The 15361-nt window shown below is 67.7% G+C and carries 11 protein-coding genes; 7 read left to right on the top strand and 4 right to left on the bottom strand.

Going from position 1 to position 15361, the window contains the following annotated elements:
• Positions 1 to 293: 293 nt before the first annotated feature.
• Both AC731_RS16720 and AC731_RS16715 read left to right on the top strand, forming a co-directional pair.
• On the top strand, positions 294 to 1262 hold the full coding sequence (locus AC731_RS16720; RefSeq protein WP_004259890.1) for a TAXI family TRAP transporter solute-binding subunit: 969 nt from the start codon (positions 294 to 296) through the stop codon (positions 1260 to 1262).
• A 119-nt stretch (positions 1263 to 1381) separates the two neighbouring features.
• Positions 1382 to 3997 carry a TRAP transporter permease gene (locus tag AC731_RS16715; RefSeq protein ID WP_004259885.1) on the top strand — a complete coding sequence of 872 codons (2616 nt, stop codon included), beginning with the start codon at positions 1382 to 1384 and terminating at the stop codon, positions 3995 to 3997.
• An 86-nt stretch (positions 3998 to 4083) separates the two neighbouring features.
• Here AC731_RS16715 and AC731_RS16710 read toward each other — a convergent pair whose 3' ends face one another.
• The 4 genes from AC731_RS16710 to argS all read right to left on the bottom strand — a co-directional run bounded on the left by AC731_RS16710 (position 4084) and on the right by argS (position 7625).
• On the bottom strand, positions 4084 to 4515 hold the full coding sequence (locus AC731_RS16710) for a PilZ domain-containing protein (RefSeq protein WP_004259879.1): 432 nt from the start codon (positions 4513 to 4515) through the stop codon (positions 4084 to 4086).
• Positions 4512 to 5147 carry a thiol:disulfide interchange protein DsbA/DsbL gene (locus AC731_RS16705; RefSeq protein WP_004259874.1) on the bottom strand — a complete coding sequence of 212 codons (636 nt, stop codon included), beginning with the start codon at positions 5145 to 5147 and terminating at the stop codon, positions 4512 to 4514. The genes AC731_RS16710 and AC731_RS16705 overlap by 4 nt, the downstream gene beginning before the upstream one ends.
• Positions 5148 to 5213: 66 nt before the next feature.
• Positions 5214 to 5846 carry an SPOR domain-containing protein gene (locus tag AC731_RS16700; RefSeq protein WP_004259870.1) on the bottom strand — a complete coding sequence of 211 codons (633 nt, stop codon included), beginning with the start codon at positions 5844 to 5846 and terminating at the stop codon, positions 5214 to 5216.
• A gap of 15 nt (positions 5847 to 5861) precedes the next feature.
• The gene (gene argS / locus AC731_RS16695; protein ID WP_004259856.1) at positions 5862 to 7625 is read right to left on the bottom strand and encodes an arginine--tRNA ligase; all 1764 of its coding nucleotides are present in this window, start codon (positions 7623 to 7625) and stop codon (positions 5862 to 5864) included.
• Positions 7626 to 7798: 173 nt separating this feature from the next.
• Here argS and ubiB point away from each other — a divergent pair, with 173 nt between their 5' ends.
• From ubiB to AC731_RS16670, 5 genes are all read left to right on the top strand, one after another.
• Positions 7799 to 9328 carry a ubiquinone biosynthesis regulatory protein kinase UbiB gene (ubiB, locus tag AC731_RS16690; protein WP_048707805.1) on the top strand — a complete coding sequence of 510 codons (1530 nt, stop codon included), beginning with the start codon at positions 7799 to 7801 and terminating at the stop codon, positions 9326 to 9328.
• A gap of 115 nt (positions 9329 to 9443) precedes the next feature.
• Positions 9444 to 11636, top strand: coding sequence for an ornithine--oxo-acid transaminase (rocD, locus tag AC731_RS20380; RefSeq protein WP_048707803.1), 2193 nt, complete (start codon positions 9444 to 9446; stop codon positions 11634 to 11636).
• 122 nt (positions 11637 to 11758) lie between these two features.
• Positions 11759 to 13219 carry a high affinity choline transporter 1 gene (locus AC731_RS16680; RefSeq protein WP_004259843.1) on the top strand — a complete coding sequence of 487 codons (1461 nt, stop codon included), beginning with the start codon at positions 11759 to 11761 and terminating at the stop codon, positions 13217 to 13219.
• A gap of 109 nt (positions 13220 to 13328) precedes the next feature.
• Positions 13329 to 14342, top strand: coding sequence for a ubiquinone anaerobic biosynthesis protein UbiU (ubiU, locus tag AC731_RS16675; RefSeq protein ID WP_004259838.1), 1014 nt, complete (start codon positions 13329 to 13331; stop codon positions 14340 to 14342).
• 54 nt (positions 14343 to 14396) lie between these two features.
• The gene (locus tag AC731_RS16670; protein WP_048707800.1) at positions 14397 to 15308 is read left to right on the top strand and encodes a U32 family peptidase; all 912 of its coding nucleotides are present in this window, start codon (positions 14397 to 14399) and stop codon (positions 15306 to 15308) included.
• Positions 15309 to 15361 lie beyond the last annotated feature (53 nt).

Below are 15361 nucleotides of genomic sequence, written 5' to 3'. Positions count from 1 at the left end.
ATGCTCCGCCCGCACCGGGGCGCGGAAAGCAGTGCCGCGATCACGCGGGCACGACGACCCGCAGCGATCGACCTTACCGCCTGATCGGCACTGCGTCCACCCGGCCTGGGCTCTCCTTTGCCCGGACTCCGCACTTATTGCGGACTACCCGAAGCTGACAAATCCAGTCGACCTATGCAATCCTCCGCCTGTCGTCCAGCCACGGAACCGCCTCCACACGCCAAAGCGCGCTCACAGGCGGCTGCGCAGGCGCGACGCGACAACTCAGACACTTCCTTTCCGAGGATGAACAGATGAAGAAAATCACCGCTCTGGCCGCCGCCTTCGCCCTTTTCGGAACGCTCGGCGCCACGCCCGCGCAGGCCCAACAAAAGTTCGTCACGATCGGTACCGGTGGCGTCACCGGCGTCTACTACGCGGCGGGCGGAGCCATCTGCCGCCTCATGAACAAGGATCGCGCCCAGCACGGCATCCGCTGCTCGGTCGAGAGCACCGGCGGCTCGGTCTACAACGTCAATACCATCAAGGCCGGCGAGCTCGACTTCGGCGTGTCGCAGTCCGACATCCAGTACAACGCACTGAAGGGCGAAGTCCAGTTCAAGGACGGCGGCGCCTTCCCCGACCTGCGCTCGGTGTTCTCGCTGCATGCCGAGCCGCTGACCGTGCTGTCGCGCAAGGAAGCCAACATCACCAAGATGGAGGACTTCAAGGGCAAGCGCTTCAACATCGGCAACCCGGGTTCGGGCCAGCGCGCCACGCTCGAAGTGCTGCTGCCGGCGATGGGCATGAGCTTCGCCGACTTCTCGCTCGCCTCGGAACTGAAGCCCGACGAGCACGGCGCCGCCCTGTGCGACAACAAGATCGACGGCTTCGCCTTCGTCGTCGGCCACCCGGCCGCCAACATCCAGGACCCCACGACCACCTGCGGCGCGAAGCTGGTGTCGATCACCGGCCCGGGCGTGGACAAGATCCTGGCCCAGTACCCCTACTTCGCACCCGCGACCATCCCGGCCGGCATGTACGCCAACAACCCCGAAGCCACCAAGACCTTCGGCGTCGTGGCGAGCATCGTGACCTCGTCCAAGGTGCCGGCCGACACGGTCTATACCCTGGTGAAGGCGGTGTTCGAGAACTTCGAGGACTTCAAGAAGCTGCACCCGGCCTTCGCCAACCTCGAGCCGAAGGACATGATCAAGAACGGCATGTCCGCCCCGCTGCACGATGGCGCGGTGAAGTACTACAAGGAAAAGGGCTGGATGTAATTCCGCCGCGCGCCGCCCGCGACACGGGCGGCGCGACTTTCTGTGAAACGGCGGCGGGCCATCAGCCCTTCGCCGTTTTTCGTGTTCGACCCAGCAACACACAATGAGGGAGGTGGCGCATGGCCGGCCCTGACAACAAAGATACGCGCAGCATCGAGCTGACCGACGAACAACTCAAGCAGATCGTGGCTGAAGCGGACACAGGGGGTCGCAAGCCCACCGGCTTCACCGCCCAGTTGCTGCTGGTCGTTGCCCTGGCCTGGTCCCTGTTCCAGCTCTGGATCGCCTCGCCCCTGCCCTTCTCGCTCGGCGTGTTCGTGTTCAACGACACCGAATCACGCGCGATCCACCTCGGCTTTGCCGTCTTCCTCGCCTTCGCGGCCTATCCGGCCTTCAAGCGCTCGCCGCGTGACCGCATTCCCGTCGTCGACTGGCTGTTCGCCGCGGCCGGCGCCTTCTGCGCGGCCTACCTGTTCATCTTCTACAAGGAACTCGCGGGCCGTCCGGGCATGCCGACCACCACCGACCTGGTGGCATCCGTCGTCGGCCTGACCCTGCTGCTGGAGGCCGCCCGCCGCGCGCTCGGCCTGCCGATGGTGATCCTCGCCGTGGTCTTCCTCGGCTACATCTTCTTCGGCCCGTACATGCCCGAGGTCATTGCCCACCGCGGTGCCTCGCTCGCCAAGGGCATGAGCCACCTGTGGCTGACGACCGAAGGCGTGTTCGGCGTGGCGCTGGGCGTGTCAACCAGCTTCATCTTCCTGTTCGTACTGTTCGGCGCCCTGCTCGAGACGGCGGGGGCGGGCAACTACTTCATCAAGTCGGCCATCGCCCTGCTCGGCCACATGCGCGGCGGCCCGGCCAAGGCCGCCGTCGTCGCCTCGGCCAGCACCGGCCTCATCTCCGGTTCGTCGATCGCCAACGTCGTCACAACCGGCACCTTCACCATCCCGCTGATGAAGAGTGTCGGCTACCGCGCGGACAAGGCCGCCTCGGTCGAGGTGGCCTCCTCGGTCAACGGCCAGATCATGCCGCCGGTGATGGGCGCAGCCGCGTTCCTGATGGTGGAGTACGTGGGCATCACCTACGTGCAGGTGATGAAGCACGCGATCGTGCCGGCGCTGATCTCCTACATCGCGCTGTACTACATCGTGCACCTCGAGGCGCTGAAGATGAACCTGCAGGGCCTGCCGCGGCGTGAGCCCCTGCCCTGGCAGCGGGTCGCGGTGACGACGACGATGACCGTGTCCGGCCTGGTGATCCTTTCCGCGGCCATCTACTGGGGCCTGGGATGGGCCAAGACCGTGCTCGGCGAGAGTGCCTTCCTGGTGATGGGCGCGCTGATGCTTGGCGCCTATGTCGCCATCGTGCGCTTCGCGGCAAAGTATCCCGAGCTGCACATGGACAAGCCTGGCGAGACCATGGAGTACCTGCCGGAGATCGGCCCGACCCTGAAGTCCGGCCTGCACTTCCTGCTGCCCGTCGCGGCGCTGATCTGGAACCTGATGGTCGAGCAACTCTCGCCCGCGCTGTCGGCGTTCTGGGCCACGCTGTTCCTGATCTTCATCCTCGTCACCCAGCGCCCGCTGTTCGCCTTCTTCCGCGGCACCGGCAACTTCGGTGCCACGCTGAAGCACGGCTTCAAGGACCTGTTCGACGGTCTCGTCACCGGTGCGCGCAACATGATCGGCATCGGCATCGCCACGGCAACCGCCGGCGTCATCGTCGGCACCGTCACGCTGACCGGCATCGGCCTCGCGATGACGGAGTTGGTCGAGATCCTGTCGGGCGGCAACCTGATGGTGATGCTGATCCTGGTCGCGGTGATCTGCCTGATCCTCGGCATGGGCCTGCCGACCACGGCGAACTACATCGTGGTGTCGACGCTCATGGCGCCGGTGATCGTCGAGCTCGGCGCCCAGACCGGCCTGCTCGTGCCCCTGATCGCGGTCCACATGTTCGTGTTCTATTTCGGCCTGATGGCCGACGTGACGCCGCCGGTGGGTCTGGCCTCGTACGCGGCCGCAGGCATCGCCAAGAGCGACCCGATCAAGACCGGTTTCACCGCCTTCGGCTACAGCGGCCGGACGGCGATCCTGCCCTTCATGTTCATCTTCAACACCCAGCTGCTGCTGATCGACATCACCGACGCCTTCCACCTGATCCTGACCATCGTCAGCGCAACGCTCGCCAGCATGATGTTCGCCGCTGCGACTCAGGGCTGGTTCGTAACCAAGAGCCGTGTGCACGAATCGCTGCTGCTGCTGCTGGTCACCTTCACCCTGTTCCGCCCGGGCTTCTGGATGGACATGTTGTACCCACCCTTCGAGGAGGTGCCGCCCACCGAGCTCACCCGCCTGGTCGAGCAGGCGCCGCGCAATGCCAACCTGCGCGTCTGGGTCGAAGGCATCAGCCTGGAGGGCCGCGACATCTCCAAGGGCGTACTGCTGCCGCTCGGCGAACCCGCGGCGAACGCCCGCGAGCGCCTGAATCAGATGGGCCTGACGGTGATGGCACTGGGCGAGGACGTGCAGGTCGCCGCGGTGCGCTTCGGCAGCCAGGCCGAAAAGCTCGGCCTCGAACAGGGCTTCACCATCAAGACGATCGAACTGCCCGCAAGCAACCGTCCGGACAAGGAGTGGATGTTCATCCCCGCCTTCGCCTTGCTGGGGCTGGTGTGGTTCGTGCAGAAACGTCGCGCACGACGCGAACCGGCGCCACGCGTCGCTGCCTGATCACAATACGGCGCCCGCAAAAAAGCCGCTGCACCCCAAGGGGTCAGCGGCTTTTTTCTTCTACCCGATGCGAGCCCGACGCCGCTTCAGATCAGCGACCGACCACTGACGATGGCAGCGGCGTCTTTCTCCGTAATGCGCACCGTGGCGCTCATGATCACATGGGCGATCAGCCAGTCCCGCAGGCGTTCGGTGCCGTCCCCCTCCAAGGCCACGAACCGGCAGCCGATCTGCGCCGCCCCGTCCAGGTAGTTCATGCGACGCGCCCGCCCGTGAATCTCGTCGGGCACGCCGTCGCGCAGCAGCACGAACTCGAGCTCCTCGCCGAAGGCCTGCGGATCGTCGGCCTGGAACGAAAAACCCTCGGGCGAGATGTCGTTGAGGGCGATGCGCTCACCCCCGATCATGACCCAGAAGCACGGCTCGCCACGGCGCCGCGCCACGAAGCGCTGGCTACCGCGCCGATCGCCTCCCAGCGCCTCCGCGAGCATCGTCTGCGCGGGCCGCACTTCGCTCATTTGCCGCCGCGCTCCTTGCGGATGCGCTCGATAAGCTCGTCGGTGACCTTCAGCGCATTCTGGTGGCTGCCCGCCATCGAGGCGGACGTCACGAAGCGGCCATCGACGACGACGGTCGGCACGCCCTGGATGCGCATCGCGCGGGCGAGCTGGTCGGCGCGCTGCAGCATCGAATTGACGCCGAAGGACTTGTACGCGTCCATGAACTTGCCCGTGTCGGCGACCTTGCCAGTGATCCACTCGCGCACGCCTTCCTCGGAATGGAGCGGGCGCTTTTCCTCCTGCACCGCCACGAACACCTTGCCGTGGATCGCGTGCAGCTCGCCCGACACCTGGGCGGCATAGAACAGGCGGGCCAGCCCGGCCAGCTGCGGGTTGTTCCAGATCGCGGGCACCTGGCGGAAGCTCACGTCGGCGGGCAGCTTCTTGCTCCAGGCCTCGACCAGCGGATCGAAATCGCGGCAGTGGGGGCAACCGTAATGGAAGAACTCGACGACCTCGATCTTCGACGGATCGTCGGTCTTCTGCGCAGGATTCAGGACGGTAAACGCATCCCGCGCCCACGCGGCGTTGGCGACGGGCAGGGCTGCGGCAAAGGCGGCAAGCTGTTTCAGGGCATCACGACGGTTCATGCAGGGCTCCAGGTTCGATGACGGCATTCAGACGCCGGAACTCGCGGGGCGTTCCCGGCAGGGAGGTCAGGGATTGCTGCGACTCACCGAGGCATTGAATCCGGCGGCGGCCAGGCGGGCGCGCGTCGGGTTCATGTCCTCCGGACTCGAGAACGGGCCGATGCGCACACGGTGCACCACCCGACCATCGGCCAGTTGGGCGCGCTGGGCGCTCGCCTCGATACCGGCCAGCGCCAGACGGGCCTTGAGGTTGTCCGCCTCGCCCGGGTTCTCGAAGGCCCCGACCTGCAGGTAAAGGCGTTCGACCGGCTTGGCCGCGGCTTCCTGTACCGGCGCCGGGGCCTGCTGGGCTGGCGTCTTGGGGGGCTGCGCGGCTGGCGTGCCGGGCTTTGCGGCCGGGTCGACGACCGCCGGCACGTTGTCGCCTTGCGGCAGGATCTTGTAGAACTCGAAGTCCTGCTTCACCACCGGGCGGTCGCCCGGCTTGCCCGGCAGGGCCGCCGGCGGCTGGTCGGCCGACGGGATACGCGGCGCCACCGGCGCGGCCTGGAAGGGATTGGAACGGGTGAAGTACCACGCCGCCCCAGCGGCGATCAGCGCCCCGAACACCAGGCCGATGAAGATGCCGATCAGCGTGCCGCCCCCACTGCGCGACGGCGCGCGCGCGGGCTTGCGAACAGGCTTGCGATCACGACTCACATGCGTCTCCGTGGATTACATCGATTCCGGCGCGGACACGCCGAGCAGGGCGAGCCCGCTGGCGAGCACCTGGCGTACCGCCGCCGCGAGCGCCAGCCGGGCGAGCTTGACCGCCTCATCCTCCACCAGCATGCGCTCGGCGTTGTACCAGCTGTGGAAATCGGCAGCGAGGTCCTTCAGGTAGAAGGCCACCTGGTGCGGCGCGTAATCGGCCGCGGCGTTCTGCACCAGCTCGGGGAAGATCGACAGGCGGGCGCACAGCGCCAGCTCACGCTCGTTCTGCAGCAGGCCGAGGTCGGCGTCTGCGAGTTCCGACGCTTCGCCACTCCACTGGTTCAACACCGAGCACACGCGGGCGTGGGCGTACTGCACGTAGTAGACCGGGTTCTCGTTGCTCTGGCTCTTGGCGAGGTCGAGATCGAAATCGAGATGCTGGTCGGACTTGCGCAGCACGTAGAAGAAACGGCAGGCGTCGTTGCCGACTTCCTTGCGCAGCTCGCGCAGGGTGACGAATTCGCCCGAGCGGGTGGACATCGAGGTCTTCTGGCCGTTGCGGTACAGCACCGCGAACTGCACCAGCGCCACCTCGAGCTTCTCCGGCGGCAGGCCAAGGGCGGCGATGGCGCCCTTCACGCGCGGGATGTAGCCGTGGTGGTCGGCGCCCCAGATGTCGATGACGCGGTCGAAGCCGCGCTCGTACTTGTTGAGGTGGTAGGCGATGTCGGAGGCGAAGTAGGTGTACAGGCCGTTCTCGCGCTGCACGACGCGGTCCTTCTCGTCGCCGAAGGCAGTGGAACGGAACCACTTGGCGCCATCCTGCACGTAGATGTGGCCCTGCTTCTCGAGCTGGGTCACCGCACGCTCGACCAGGCCGGTGTCGAACAGGCTCTGCTCCGAGAACCACTTGTCGAAGCGCACGCCGAACTCGCCGAGGTCGTCGCGGCCGTCGCCGAGCTGTTCGTTCAGCGCAAACCCGTGCACCCAACCGTAGTCGTCGCCGAGCAGCTGCTTGGCGTTGGCGATCAGCGCATCGAGGTGTTCCTCGCGCTGCTGCTTGGACTCGTCGTCCTTGCGCTCTGCGGGCGGCAGACCGGGCGTGCCGGCGAGCACCTGCTGGGCCGTGACCTTGGCGAAGCGATCTTGGTGGGCGTCGCGCATGTCGCGGCCCATGTCGATCACGTAATCGCCCTGGTAGGCGTTGGGCGGGAAGGGAATCTCGATGCCGAAGAATGCGAGGTAGCGCAGCCAGGTCGACAGCGCCAGGATGTCCATCTGGCGGCCGGCATCATTGACGTAATACTCGCGGGTGACATCGTAGCCAGCGAAAGCCAGCACGTCCGACAGCGAGGCACCATAGGCCGCGCCGCGACCGTGGCCGACGTGCAGCGGGCCGGTGGGGTTGGCGGAGACGAACTCCACCTGCACCTTGACGCCCTTGGCCGCGCCGCGGCCGAAGTCCGCGCCTTTGGCCAGCACGTCGCGCACGACCGCGGTCTTGGCATCGGACGCGAGCGTGAAGTTGATGAATCCCGCGCCGGCGACCTCGGCCTTGGCGACGAGGCCGGTGGCCGGCAGTTCGGCCAGCAGCAGTGCAGCCAGGTCGCGCGGATTGCGCTTGAGCGGCTTGGCCAGCTGCAGCGCGAGGTTGGTGGCGAAGTCGCCGTGGCTCGCCTGTTTCGGGCGCTCCAGCAGGATGGCGGTATCGGCGTGATCCGGCGCCACGCTCTTCAGCGCGGTCTTCAGCAGATCGGTCAGCAGGACTTTCGGGTCGGCGCTCATGGCACTCGGTAGGCAAACTAAACGCGCGATTATAGCGGATCGCGTCGCCCTCCCCGGCCCGGCTTGTGAGCGGGCATTTCGATGCGGCCCGGGCGCACAGCACCGGGCGCGACTTCCACCGTTTCGGGCTTTCGGGCTAAAGTCCGGCCTTTCCGGCTGCCTGGCTCTGCAAAGTGCGTCTCTTCCGCCTCACCAAGATCGTTTCCGTCGGCCTGCGCTTCGGCCTCGACCGCATGATCCTCGACGCCGACAGCAGCGGCAGGCTGGCGCGCATCTGGCACACCGTGTTCTTCTGGCGCCGCTTTTCCGAATCGCGCGCGGTGCGCCTGCGCAAGGCGCTCGAATCGCTCGGCCCGATCTTCGTCAAGTTCGGCCAGATGCTGTCGACGCGGCGCGACCTGCTGCCGCCCGACCTCGCCGACGAGCTCGCGCTGCTGCAGGATCGCGTACCGCCCTTCCCCACCGAGCAGGCGCTCGGCGTGCTGGAAGGTTTCTATGGCCGGCCGATCGACGAGGTGTTCGACGACTTCGAGCGCACCCCGGTGGCCTCGGCCTCGGTCGCACAGGTGCATTTCGCCCGCCTGCCCGACGGCACCGAGGTCGCGGTCAAGGTGCTGCGCCCGGGCATCGAGCGCGTGATCGAACATGACCTCGCGCTGATGGAAGTGGCTGCGATCCTGCTCGAGAAGATCTGGCCCGAAGGCCGGCGCCTGAAGCCGCGCGAGGTCGTCGCCGAGTTCAGCAAGTACCTGCACGACGAGCTCGACCTGATGCGCGAGGCGGCCAACTGCTCGCAGTTGCGGCGCAACTTCAAGGACTCGTCGCTGCTGATCGTGCCCGAGGTCTACTGGGACTGGTGCGGCAGCAAGGTCATGGTGATGGAGCGCATGCGCGGCGTGCCGATCTCGCAGACGCCGGCGCTGCTCGCCCAGGGCACCGACCTGAAGGCGCTGTCGCGCGCGGGCGTGGAGATCTTCTTCACCCAGGTGTTCCGCGACGGTTTCTTCCACGCCGACATGCACCCGGGCAACATCTTCGTGCATCAGGACGGGCGCTACATCGCGCTCGACTTCGGCATCATGGGCACGCTCAACGAGGTGGACAAGAACTACCTCGCGCAGAACTTCCTCGCCTTCTTCAAGCGCGACTACCGCCGCGTCGCGCTCGCCCACATCGAGGCCGGCTGGGTGCCGGCGAAGACGCGCGTGGATGAGTTCGAGGCCGCGATCCGCACCGTGTGCGAGCCGATCTTCGACAAGCCGCTGAAGGACATCTCGTTCGGCAAGACCCTGCTGCGCCTGTTCCAGACCGCGCGCCGCTTCGAGATGGAAGTGCAGCCGCAGCTCGTGCTGCTGCAGAAGACGCTGCTCAACATCGAGGGCCTGGGTCGCCAGCTCGACCCCGAGCTCGACCTGTGGAAAACCGCCAAGCCCTTCCTTCAGCGCTGGATGGACGAACAGATGGGCTGGCGCGCACTGATGCGCGGCGTCAAGGAAGAGGTGCCGGCCTGGGCCGGCACCCTGCCGCAACTGCCGCGCCTGGTGCATCACGCCCTGTCCGAGTCCGGCCGCCACCAGAGCGCACAACAGCAGCGCCTCGACGAACTCGCCGCCAGTCAGCGTGGGCAGGGCAGGCTGCTGCTCGCCGTCGGCGCAATCGCGATGGCGCTGCTCGGCCTGGAGCTGTACCGCTTCTTCGGCTGAGTCCGCCGGGCACAGCGCCGTGCCCGACCGGGACCGGCTGAACGATTCCCACCCCCCTGCGTCGAATCGCTTGAAGGCGAGCGGCCCAGCCATGGCCGCGAACGGGAGGTGTGCGATGACGACGAATCCCGGCGCACTGCGGGCGCCCCACGCTCTGGTCAGCATCATCGGTGCCGCATCGGCCCTGGGCGCACCGCATGCGGGCACGGCTGCCGCCCCCGCTGCCCTGCAGGACAGCCCGCTACGGCAGCGCCTCGCCGGCCTCGGGCCGGCGGCGGAATGGGCTGCCATCCTGAGCCCGGGCGTTCCGCCCGCCCACGTGACCAGCGCCCGCGCGCGCGCCGGCAAGGAAGACCACATTGCCGGGAGCGACATGGCTGCCCGCATTGCGGCCAACGCCGACTTCGCGCGCTGCCTTGCCGACCGCATCGCCACCCTGCCCGCGGACCGCTTCCCGCTGGTGCTCGGCGGCGACCACGCGGTTGCGGCCGGCACCTGGCGCGGCATCGGCCGACGGCGCGCGCGCGCGCCCGGCCTGATCTGGATCGACGCGCACCTCGACAGCCACACCGACGCCACCACCCACTCCGGCAACATCCACGGCATGCCGCTCGCCGCGCTGCTGGGCACAGGCCATGCCGCGCTCACCGGCATCCCCGGCCCCGCACTCGACCCTGCACGCACCTGCATCATTGGCGCGCGCGCCTGGGAGCCCGAAGAGCTGGCGCTGCTGACGCGGCTGGGGGTGCGCGTCTTCACGATGAGCGAGGTGCGCGCCCGCGGGCTGTCCGCGGTATTCGCCGACGCGCTCCGCCTCGCGCGCGCCGATCCGGACGCCGGCTTCGGCCTCAGCCTCGACCTCGACGCGCTCGATCCGCAGGCCTTCCCCGCGGTCACCTGCCCGGAGCCGGGCGGCATCGAGCCGCGCACGCTCGCCGACGCCCTGCTCGGACTGCGCGCCTGCGCCGACCTGGTCGGACTCGAGATCGTCGAGTACCGGCCCGATCTCGATGCCGACCACCGGGGTGCGGACTGGATCGCCGAGTTCGTGCTCGCCGCGCTCGGTCCTTCCACCGACTGGCTGCGCGCGGCGGAGCGCCGCTTCGGTGCCACCAACTACGCACCGCTGCCGGCGGTATTCCAGCGCGGCGAGGGCGTGTGGCTCTGGGACACGGACGGCCGCCGCTATCTCGACATGATGAGCGCCTACTCGGCGATGAGTTTCGGCCACGGCCACCCGCGCCTCGTCAGGGCGCTGGTGGATCAGGCCCAGCGCCTCGCGCTGACCTCGCGCGCCTTCTCCAGCGACCGTCTGCCGGTCTTCCTCGAGCGCCTGTGCGCCACCTTCGGCTACGAATGCGCACTGCCGGTCAATACCGGGCTCGAGGCGGTGGAAACCGCGCTCAAGGCGGCACGCAAATGGGGCTACAAGGTCAAGGGCATCGCTCCCGAGCGCGCCCGCATCCTCGCCTGCGACGGCAACTTCCACGGCCGCTCCATCGCCATCGTCGGCCTGTCCGCCAATGCGCAGTACCGTAACGGCTTCGGCCCCTTCCCGCCCGGGTTCGAGCGCGTGCCGTTCGGCAACGTGGACGCCCTCGAGGCGGCGATCACGCCCGATACCGCAGCCTTCCTGGTCGAGCCGATCCAGGGCGAAGGTGGCATCGTCGTGCCGCCACCGGGCTACCTGTCACGCTGCGCGGAGATCTGCCGCCGCCACGACGTGCTGCTGATCGCCGATGAAGTACAGACCGGCCTCGGTCGCACCGGACGCCTGCTCGCATGCGAACACGACGGCGTGCGTCCCGACGGGCTGATCCTCGGCAAGGCACTCGGCGGCGGACTGCTGCCGGTATCGGCCTTTCTCGCCGACCGTCGCGTGATGGATGTCTTCGGCCCCGGCGACCACGGCTCGACCTTCGGCGGCAATCCGCTCGCCGCCGCAGTCGGCACCGAGGTGCTCGCCCTGCTCGCCGAGACCCGACCCTGGGAGCGCGCGGCACGCCTGGGCACGCAGCTGATGGAAACGCTGCGCGCCGCCGCACTGCCGTGCGTGCGCGAAGTGCGCGGTCGCGGCCTGCTCGTCGGGCTTGCGCTCGACCCCGCCCTCGCCGACGCCAGCGAGGTCGCCACGCAGCTGCTCGCGCGCGGCATCGCCACCCGCGACACCCATGGCAACGTGATCCGGCTGGCGCCGCCGCTGACGATCGACGAAGCCACGCTCGACGAGGCCGCGCGCCGCATCCTCGACACCCTGCGGATGCTCACACCCGCCGGGGTCGACGCGGACGTTGTACGCATGCAATAACCTGCGAACGATCAAGCCCTTGGAACGCAGATCACCCCCCCTGCGCGGGCGTTCTGTTGATAAACTCGCGCCTCATTTTTTCGCTCACCACGCGCGGATGCGCCATCACGAAGGGCCCAACCATGCTGCTCTGGCTTGTCGTCGCCTACCTCGTCGTTTCCATCGGCATCGGCCTGTATGCCGCTACCCGCGTACACAACGCGCGTGACTACATCACCGCCGGCCGCAACCTGCCGATGGTGGTGGTGCTGGCCATGGTGTTCGCCACCTGGTTCGGTGCCGAAACCGTGCTCGGCATCTCCGCCACCTTCATCGACGAAGGTTTTCGCGGCCTGATCTCCGACCCGCTCGGCGCCTCGGTGTGCTTGGTGCTGTTCGGCCTGATCTTTGCGCGCCCGCTGTACCGCATGAACCTGCTGACGCTGGGTGACTTCTTCCGCATGCGCTACAACCGCACGACCGAGCTGATCCTGTCGATCTGCATCGTGCTGTCCTACCTCGGCTGGGTGGCGGCGCAGATCACCGCACTGGGCCTGGTGTTCAACGTGCTGTCGGCCGACGTGGTGTCGATGAACGAGGGCATGCTGATCGGTTCCGCCGTGGTGCTGGTCTACACCCTGTTCGGCGGCATGTGGTCGGTGGCGATGACGACCTTCGTGCAGATGATCGTGATCGTGCTCGGCCTGCTTTACGTCACCACGCTGGCGGGCGACATGGCAGGCGGCTTCGATGTCGTCGTCGCCAAGGCAGCAGCGGACGGCAAGCTCGACTGGCTGCCCACGCTCGACATGGTCGACATGATCGCGTGGATCGCCGCCTTCGCCACCATGGCGCTGGGTTCGATTCCACAGCAGGACGTGTTCCAGCGCGTCAACTCGTCGAAGAACGAGACCGTCGCCGTGTGGGGCACCACGCTCGGCGGCGTCAGCTACTTCTTCTTCGCCGCCGTGCCGCTGTTCCTCGCCTACACCGCGACGATCATCGACCCGGACATGGTGGGCAGGCTGATGGAACAGGACTCGCAACTGATCCTGCCGACGCTGATCCTGCAGTACATGCCCTTCACCGCGCAGGTCGTGTTCTTCGGCGCCCTGCTGTCGGTGATCATGAGCACCGCCTCGGGCACGCTGCTGGCGCCCTCGGTCACCTTCTCCGAGAACGTGCTGCGCGGTTTCTTCCCCGCGATGCGCGACCGCCAGTTCCTGTGGTCGACCCGCGTCACCGTCGTCATCTTCACCGTGCTCGTCACCTGGTACGCCACCAGCACCGAATCGAGCATCCACCAGATGGTGGAGAACGCCTACCGCATCACCCTGGCGGGCGCCTTCGTGCCGCTGGCGGCGGGCCTGTTCTGGAAACGTGCCAACAACCTCGGTGCCGCGCTCGCCATCGTCTGCGGCCTGACGACCTGGATCCTGTTCGAGTTGTTCGTGCAGGAGGGCGACATCGAGCCGCAACTCTTCGGCCTCGCGGCCAGCGCGCTCGGCATGCTGGTCGGCGGACTGATCGGCAAGCCCTCGCACCACCGGCCGCATGCGAGCCACCATCACGCCGCCGCGGGGACGCACCACACGGCGCGCTGAACCCGGTCGGGCAGCATCCAATGCAGGGGCTTTGACACGAGTCAAAGCCCCTTTTGTTTTGCGGCATTAAGGTTGCGGGGCATTTTTCCCCTGCCTTGGTCCCGCCTCAATGACTTCTTCCCCGATCGAGCTCGTCTGTCCCGCCGGCAGCCTGCCGGCCCTCAAGACCGCCATCGACCACGGTGCCGACTGCGTCTATCTCGGCTTCAAGGACGCCACCAACGCACGCAACTTCTCCGGGCTGAACTTCGACCCGGCACAGGTGCGCGAGGGCGTCGCCTATGCCCACGCACGCAAGCGCAAGGTGCTGCTGGCGCTCAACACCTACCCGCAGACCGACAACTGGTCGAGCTGGACGCAGGCCATCGACCGCGCCGCCGAATACGGCGTCGACGCGCTGATCCTCGCCGACCCCGGCCTGATGGCCTACGCCACCAGGACCCATCCGCAGCTGCGCCTGCACCTTTCGGTGCAGGGTTCGGCCACCAGCTACGAAGCGATCAACTGGTACCACGAACACTTCGGCATCCAGCGCGCGGTGCTGCCGCGGGTGCTGTCGATGGCGCAGGTCGAGAGCGTCGTCGCCCACACCCCGGTCGAGATCGAGGTCTTCGGCTTCGGCGGCCTGTGCGTGATGGTCGAGGGACGCTGCGCGCTGTCGGCCTACGCCACCGGCGAGTCGCCCAACTGCAACGGTGCCTGCTCGCCGGGCAAGCACGTGCGCTGGGAAGACACGCCGCGCGGCATGGAGACGCGGCTCAACGGCATCCTCATCGACCGCTTCGCCGACGGCGAGCGCGCCGGTTACCCGACGCTGTGCAAGGGCCGCTTCGAGGTCAACGACGAGACCTACTACGCACTCGAGGAGCCGACCAGCCTCAACACGCTCGAGCTGCTGCCCGAACTCGCCCGCATCGGCATCCGCGCGATCAAGATCGAGGGTCGCCAGCGCAGCCCGGCCTACGTCGCCCAGGTCACCAAGGTCTGGCGCGCTGCGCTCGACAAGCTCAAGTCCGGCGGCGCCGAAGGCTTCAGCGTGCTGCCGGCGTGGATGGCCGAACTCAACAAGGTCTCCGAAGGCCAGAGCCACACGCTGGGCGCCTACTACCGCCCGTGGAAGTGAGCCCCGCGCACGCTGCATCGCACCGCATCATCCGAACGAACTGAGACGCCCCCGATGAAACTCGCCCTCGGCCCCCTGCTCTATTACTGGCCGCGCCAAAGCGTGCTCGATTTCTACGCCGACATCGCCGAAAGCCCGGTCGACAGCGTCTATCTCGGCGAGACGGTCTGCTCGCGCCGTCACGAACTGCGCCTCGACGACTGGCTCGAGGTCGGCCAGATGCTCGCCGCCGCAGGCAAGGAAGTGGTGATGAGCACCCAGGGCCTGATCGAGTCCGAGTCCGACCTCAAGGTGCTGCGCCGCATCGTGCGCCAGAGCGCAAGCGGCGAGCCCGGCTTTCGCGTCGAGGCCAACGACATGGGCGCGGTGCGCCTGTTGACCGACGCTGGCGTGAAGAACTGGATCGCCGGCCCGACGCTGAACATCTTCAATCCGGCGACGCTGCAGCTGATGGTCGATTCCGGCGCCACGCGCTGGGCCGTCGCTCCCGAGATGTCGGGCGCGGCGCTGGCCGAGGTGCGCGCAGCGCTCGCAACGCCGATCGAGACCGAGGTCTTCGCCTACGGCCGGCTGCCGCTGGCGCATTCGGCGCGCTGCTTCACCGCCCGCCACTTCAACCTGCAGAAGGACACCTGCGAGTTCCGCTGTCTGTCGATCATGGACGGCATCACGCTGCGCACGCGCGAAGGCGAACCCTTCCTCACCCTGAACGGCGTGCAGACCCAGTCGGCGCGCGTGCACAACCTGCTCGCCGACCTCCCGGCCGTGCAAGGCAAGGCCGAGATGCTGCGCATCAGCCCGCAGGGCGCCAGCACGCGTGGCATCGTCGAACTCTTCCGCGCCGCGCTCGACGGTGCCCACACGCCGGCCGACGCGCTCGCCGCCAGCCGCGCGCTGATGGTCGAGGCGCCGTGCAACGGCTTCTGGCACGGTCGCGCCGGCGTGGAGCAGTACATCGCCGCCTGACCGGCAGGGACCGCCCGCCCCTGCCGGTCAGCGTCCCCGCCCAGAACCCCGTC

This window comes from Thauera humireducens (assembly GCF_001051995.2).
Taxonomy (GTDB): Bacteria; Pseudomonadota; Gammaproteobacteria; order Burkholderiales; family Rhodocyclaceae; genus Thauera; species Thauera humireducens.
Note: the sequence above shows the minus strand (reverse complement) of the source record. Positions and strands in the feature narration are given on the sequence as shown.

Bases quoted from the DNA above. Each gene is read 5' to 3' on its own strand.
- AC731_RS16715 (WP_004259885.1), top strand. From the start codon at position 1,382: ATGGCCGGCCCTGACAACAAAGATACGCGCAGCATCGAGCTGACCGAC.
- rocD (WP_048707803.1), top strand. From the start codon at position 9,444: ATGACGACGAATCCCGGCGCACTGCGGGCGCCCCACGCTCTGGTCAGC.
- AC731_RS16710 (WP_004259879.1), bottom strand. From the start codon at position 4,515: ATGAGCGAAGTGCGGCCCGCGCAGACGATGCTCGCGGAGGCGCTGGGA.
- AC731_RS16720 (WP_004259890.1), top strand. From the start codon at position 294: ATGAAGAAAATCACCGCTCTGGCCGCCGCCTTCGCCCTTTTCGGAACG.
- AC731_RS16680 (WP_004259843.1), top strand. From the start codon at position 11,759: ATGCTGCTCTGGCTTGTCGTCGCCTACCTCGTCGTTTCCATCGGCATC.
- AC731_RS16670 (WP_048707800.1), top strand. From the start codon at position 14,397: ATGAAACTCGCCCTCGGCCCCCTGCTCTATTACTGGCCGCGCCAAAGC.
- AC731_RS16705 (WP_004259874.1), bottom strand. From the start codon at position 5,147: ATGAACCGTCGTGATGCCCTGAAACAGCTTGCCGCCTTTGCCGCAGCC.
- argS (WP_004259856.1), bottom strand. From the start codon at position 7,625: ATGAGCGCCGACCCGAAAGTCCTGCTGACCGATCTGCTGAAGACCGCG.
- ubiU (WP_004259838.1), top strand. From the start codon at position 13,329: ATGACTTCTTCCCCGATCGAGCTCGTCTGTCCCGCCGGCAGCCTGCCG.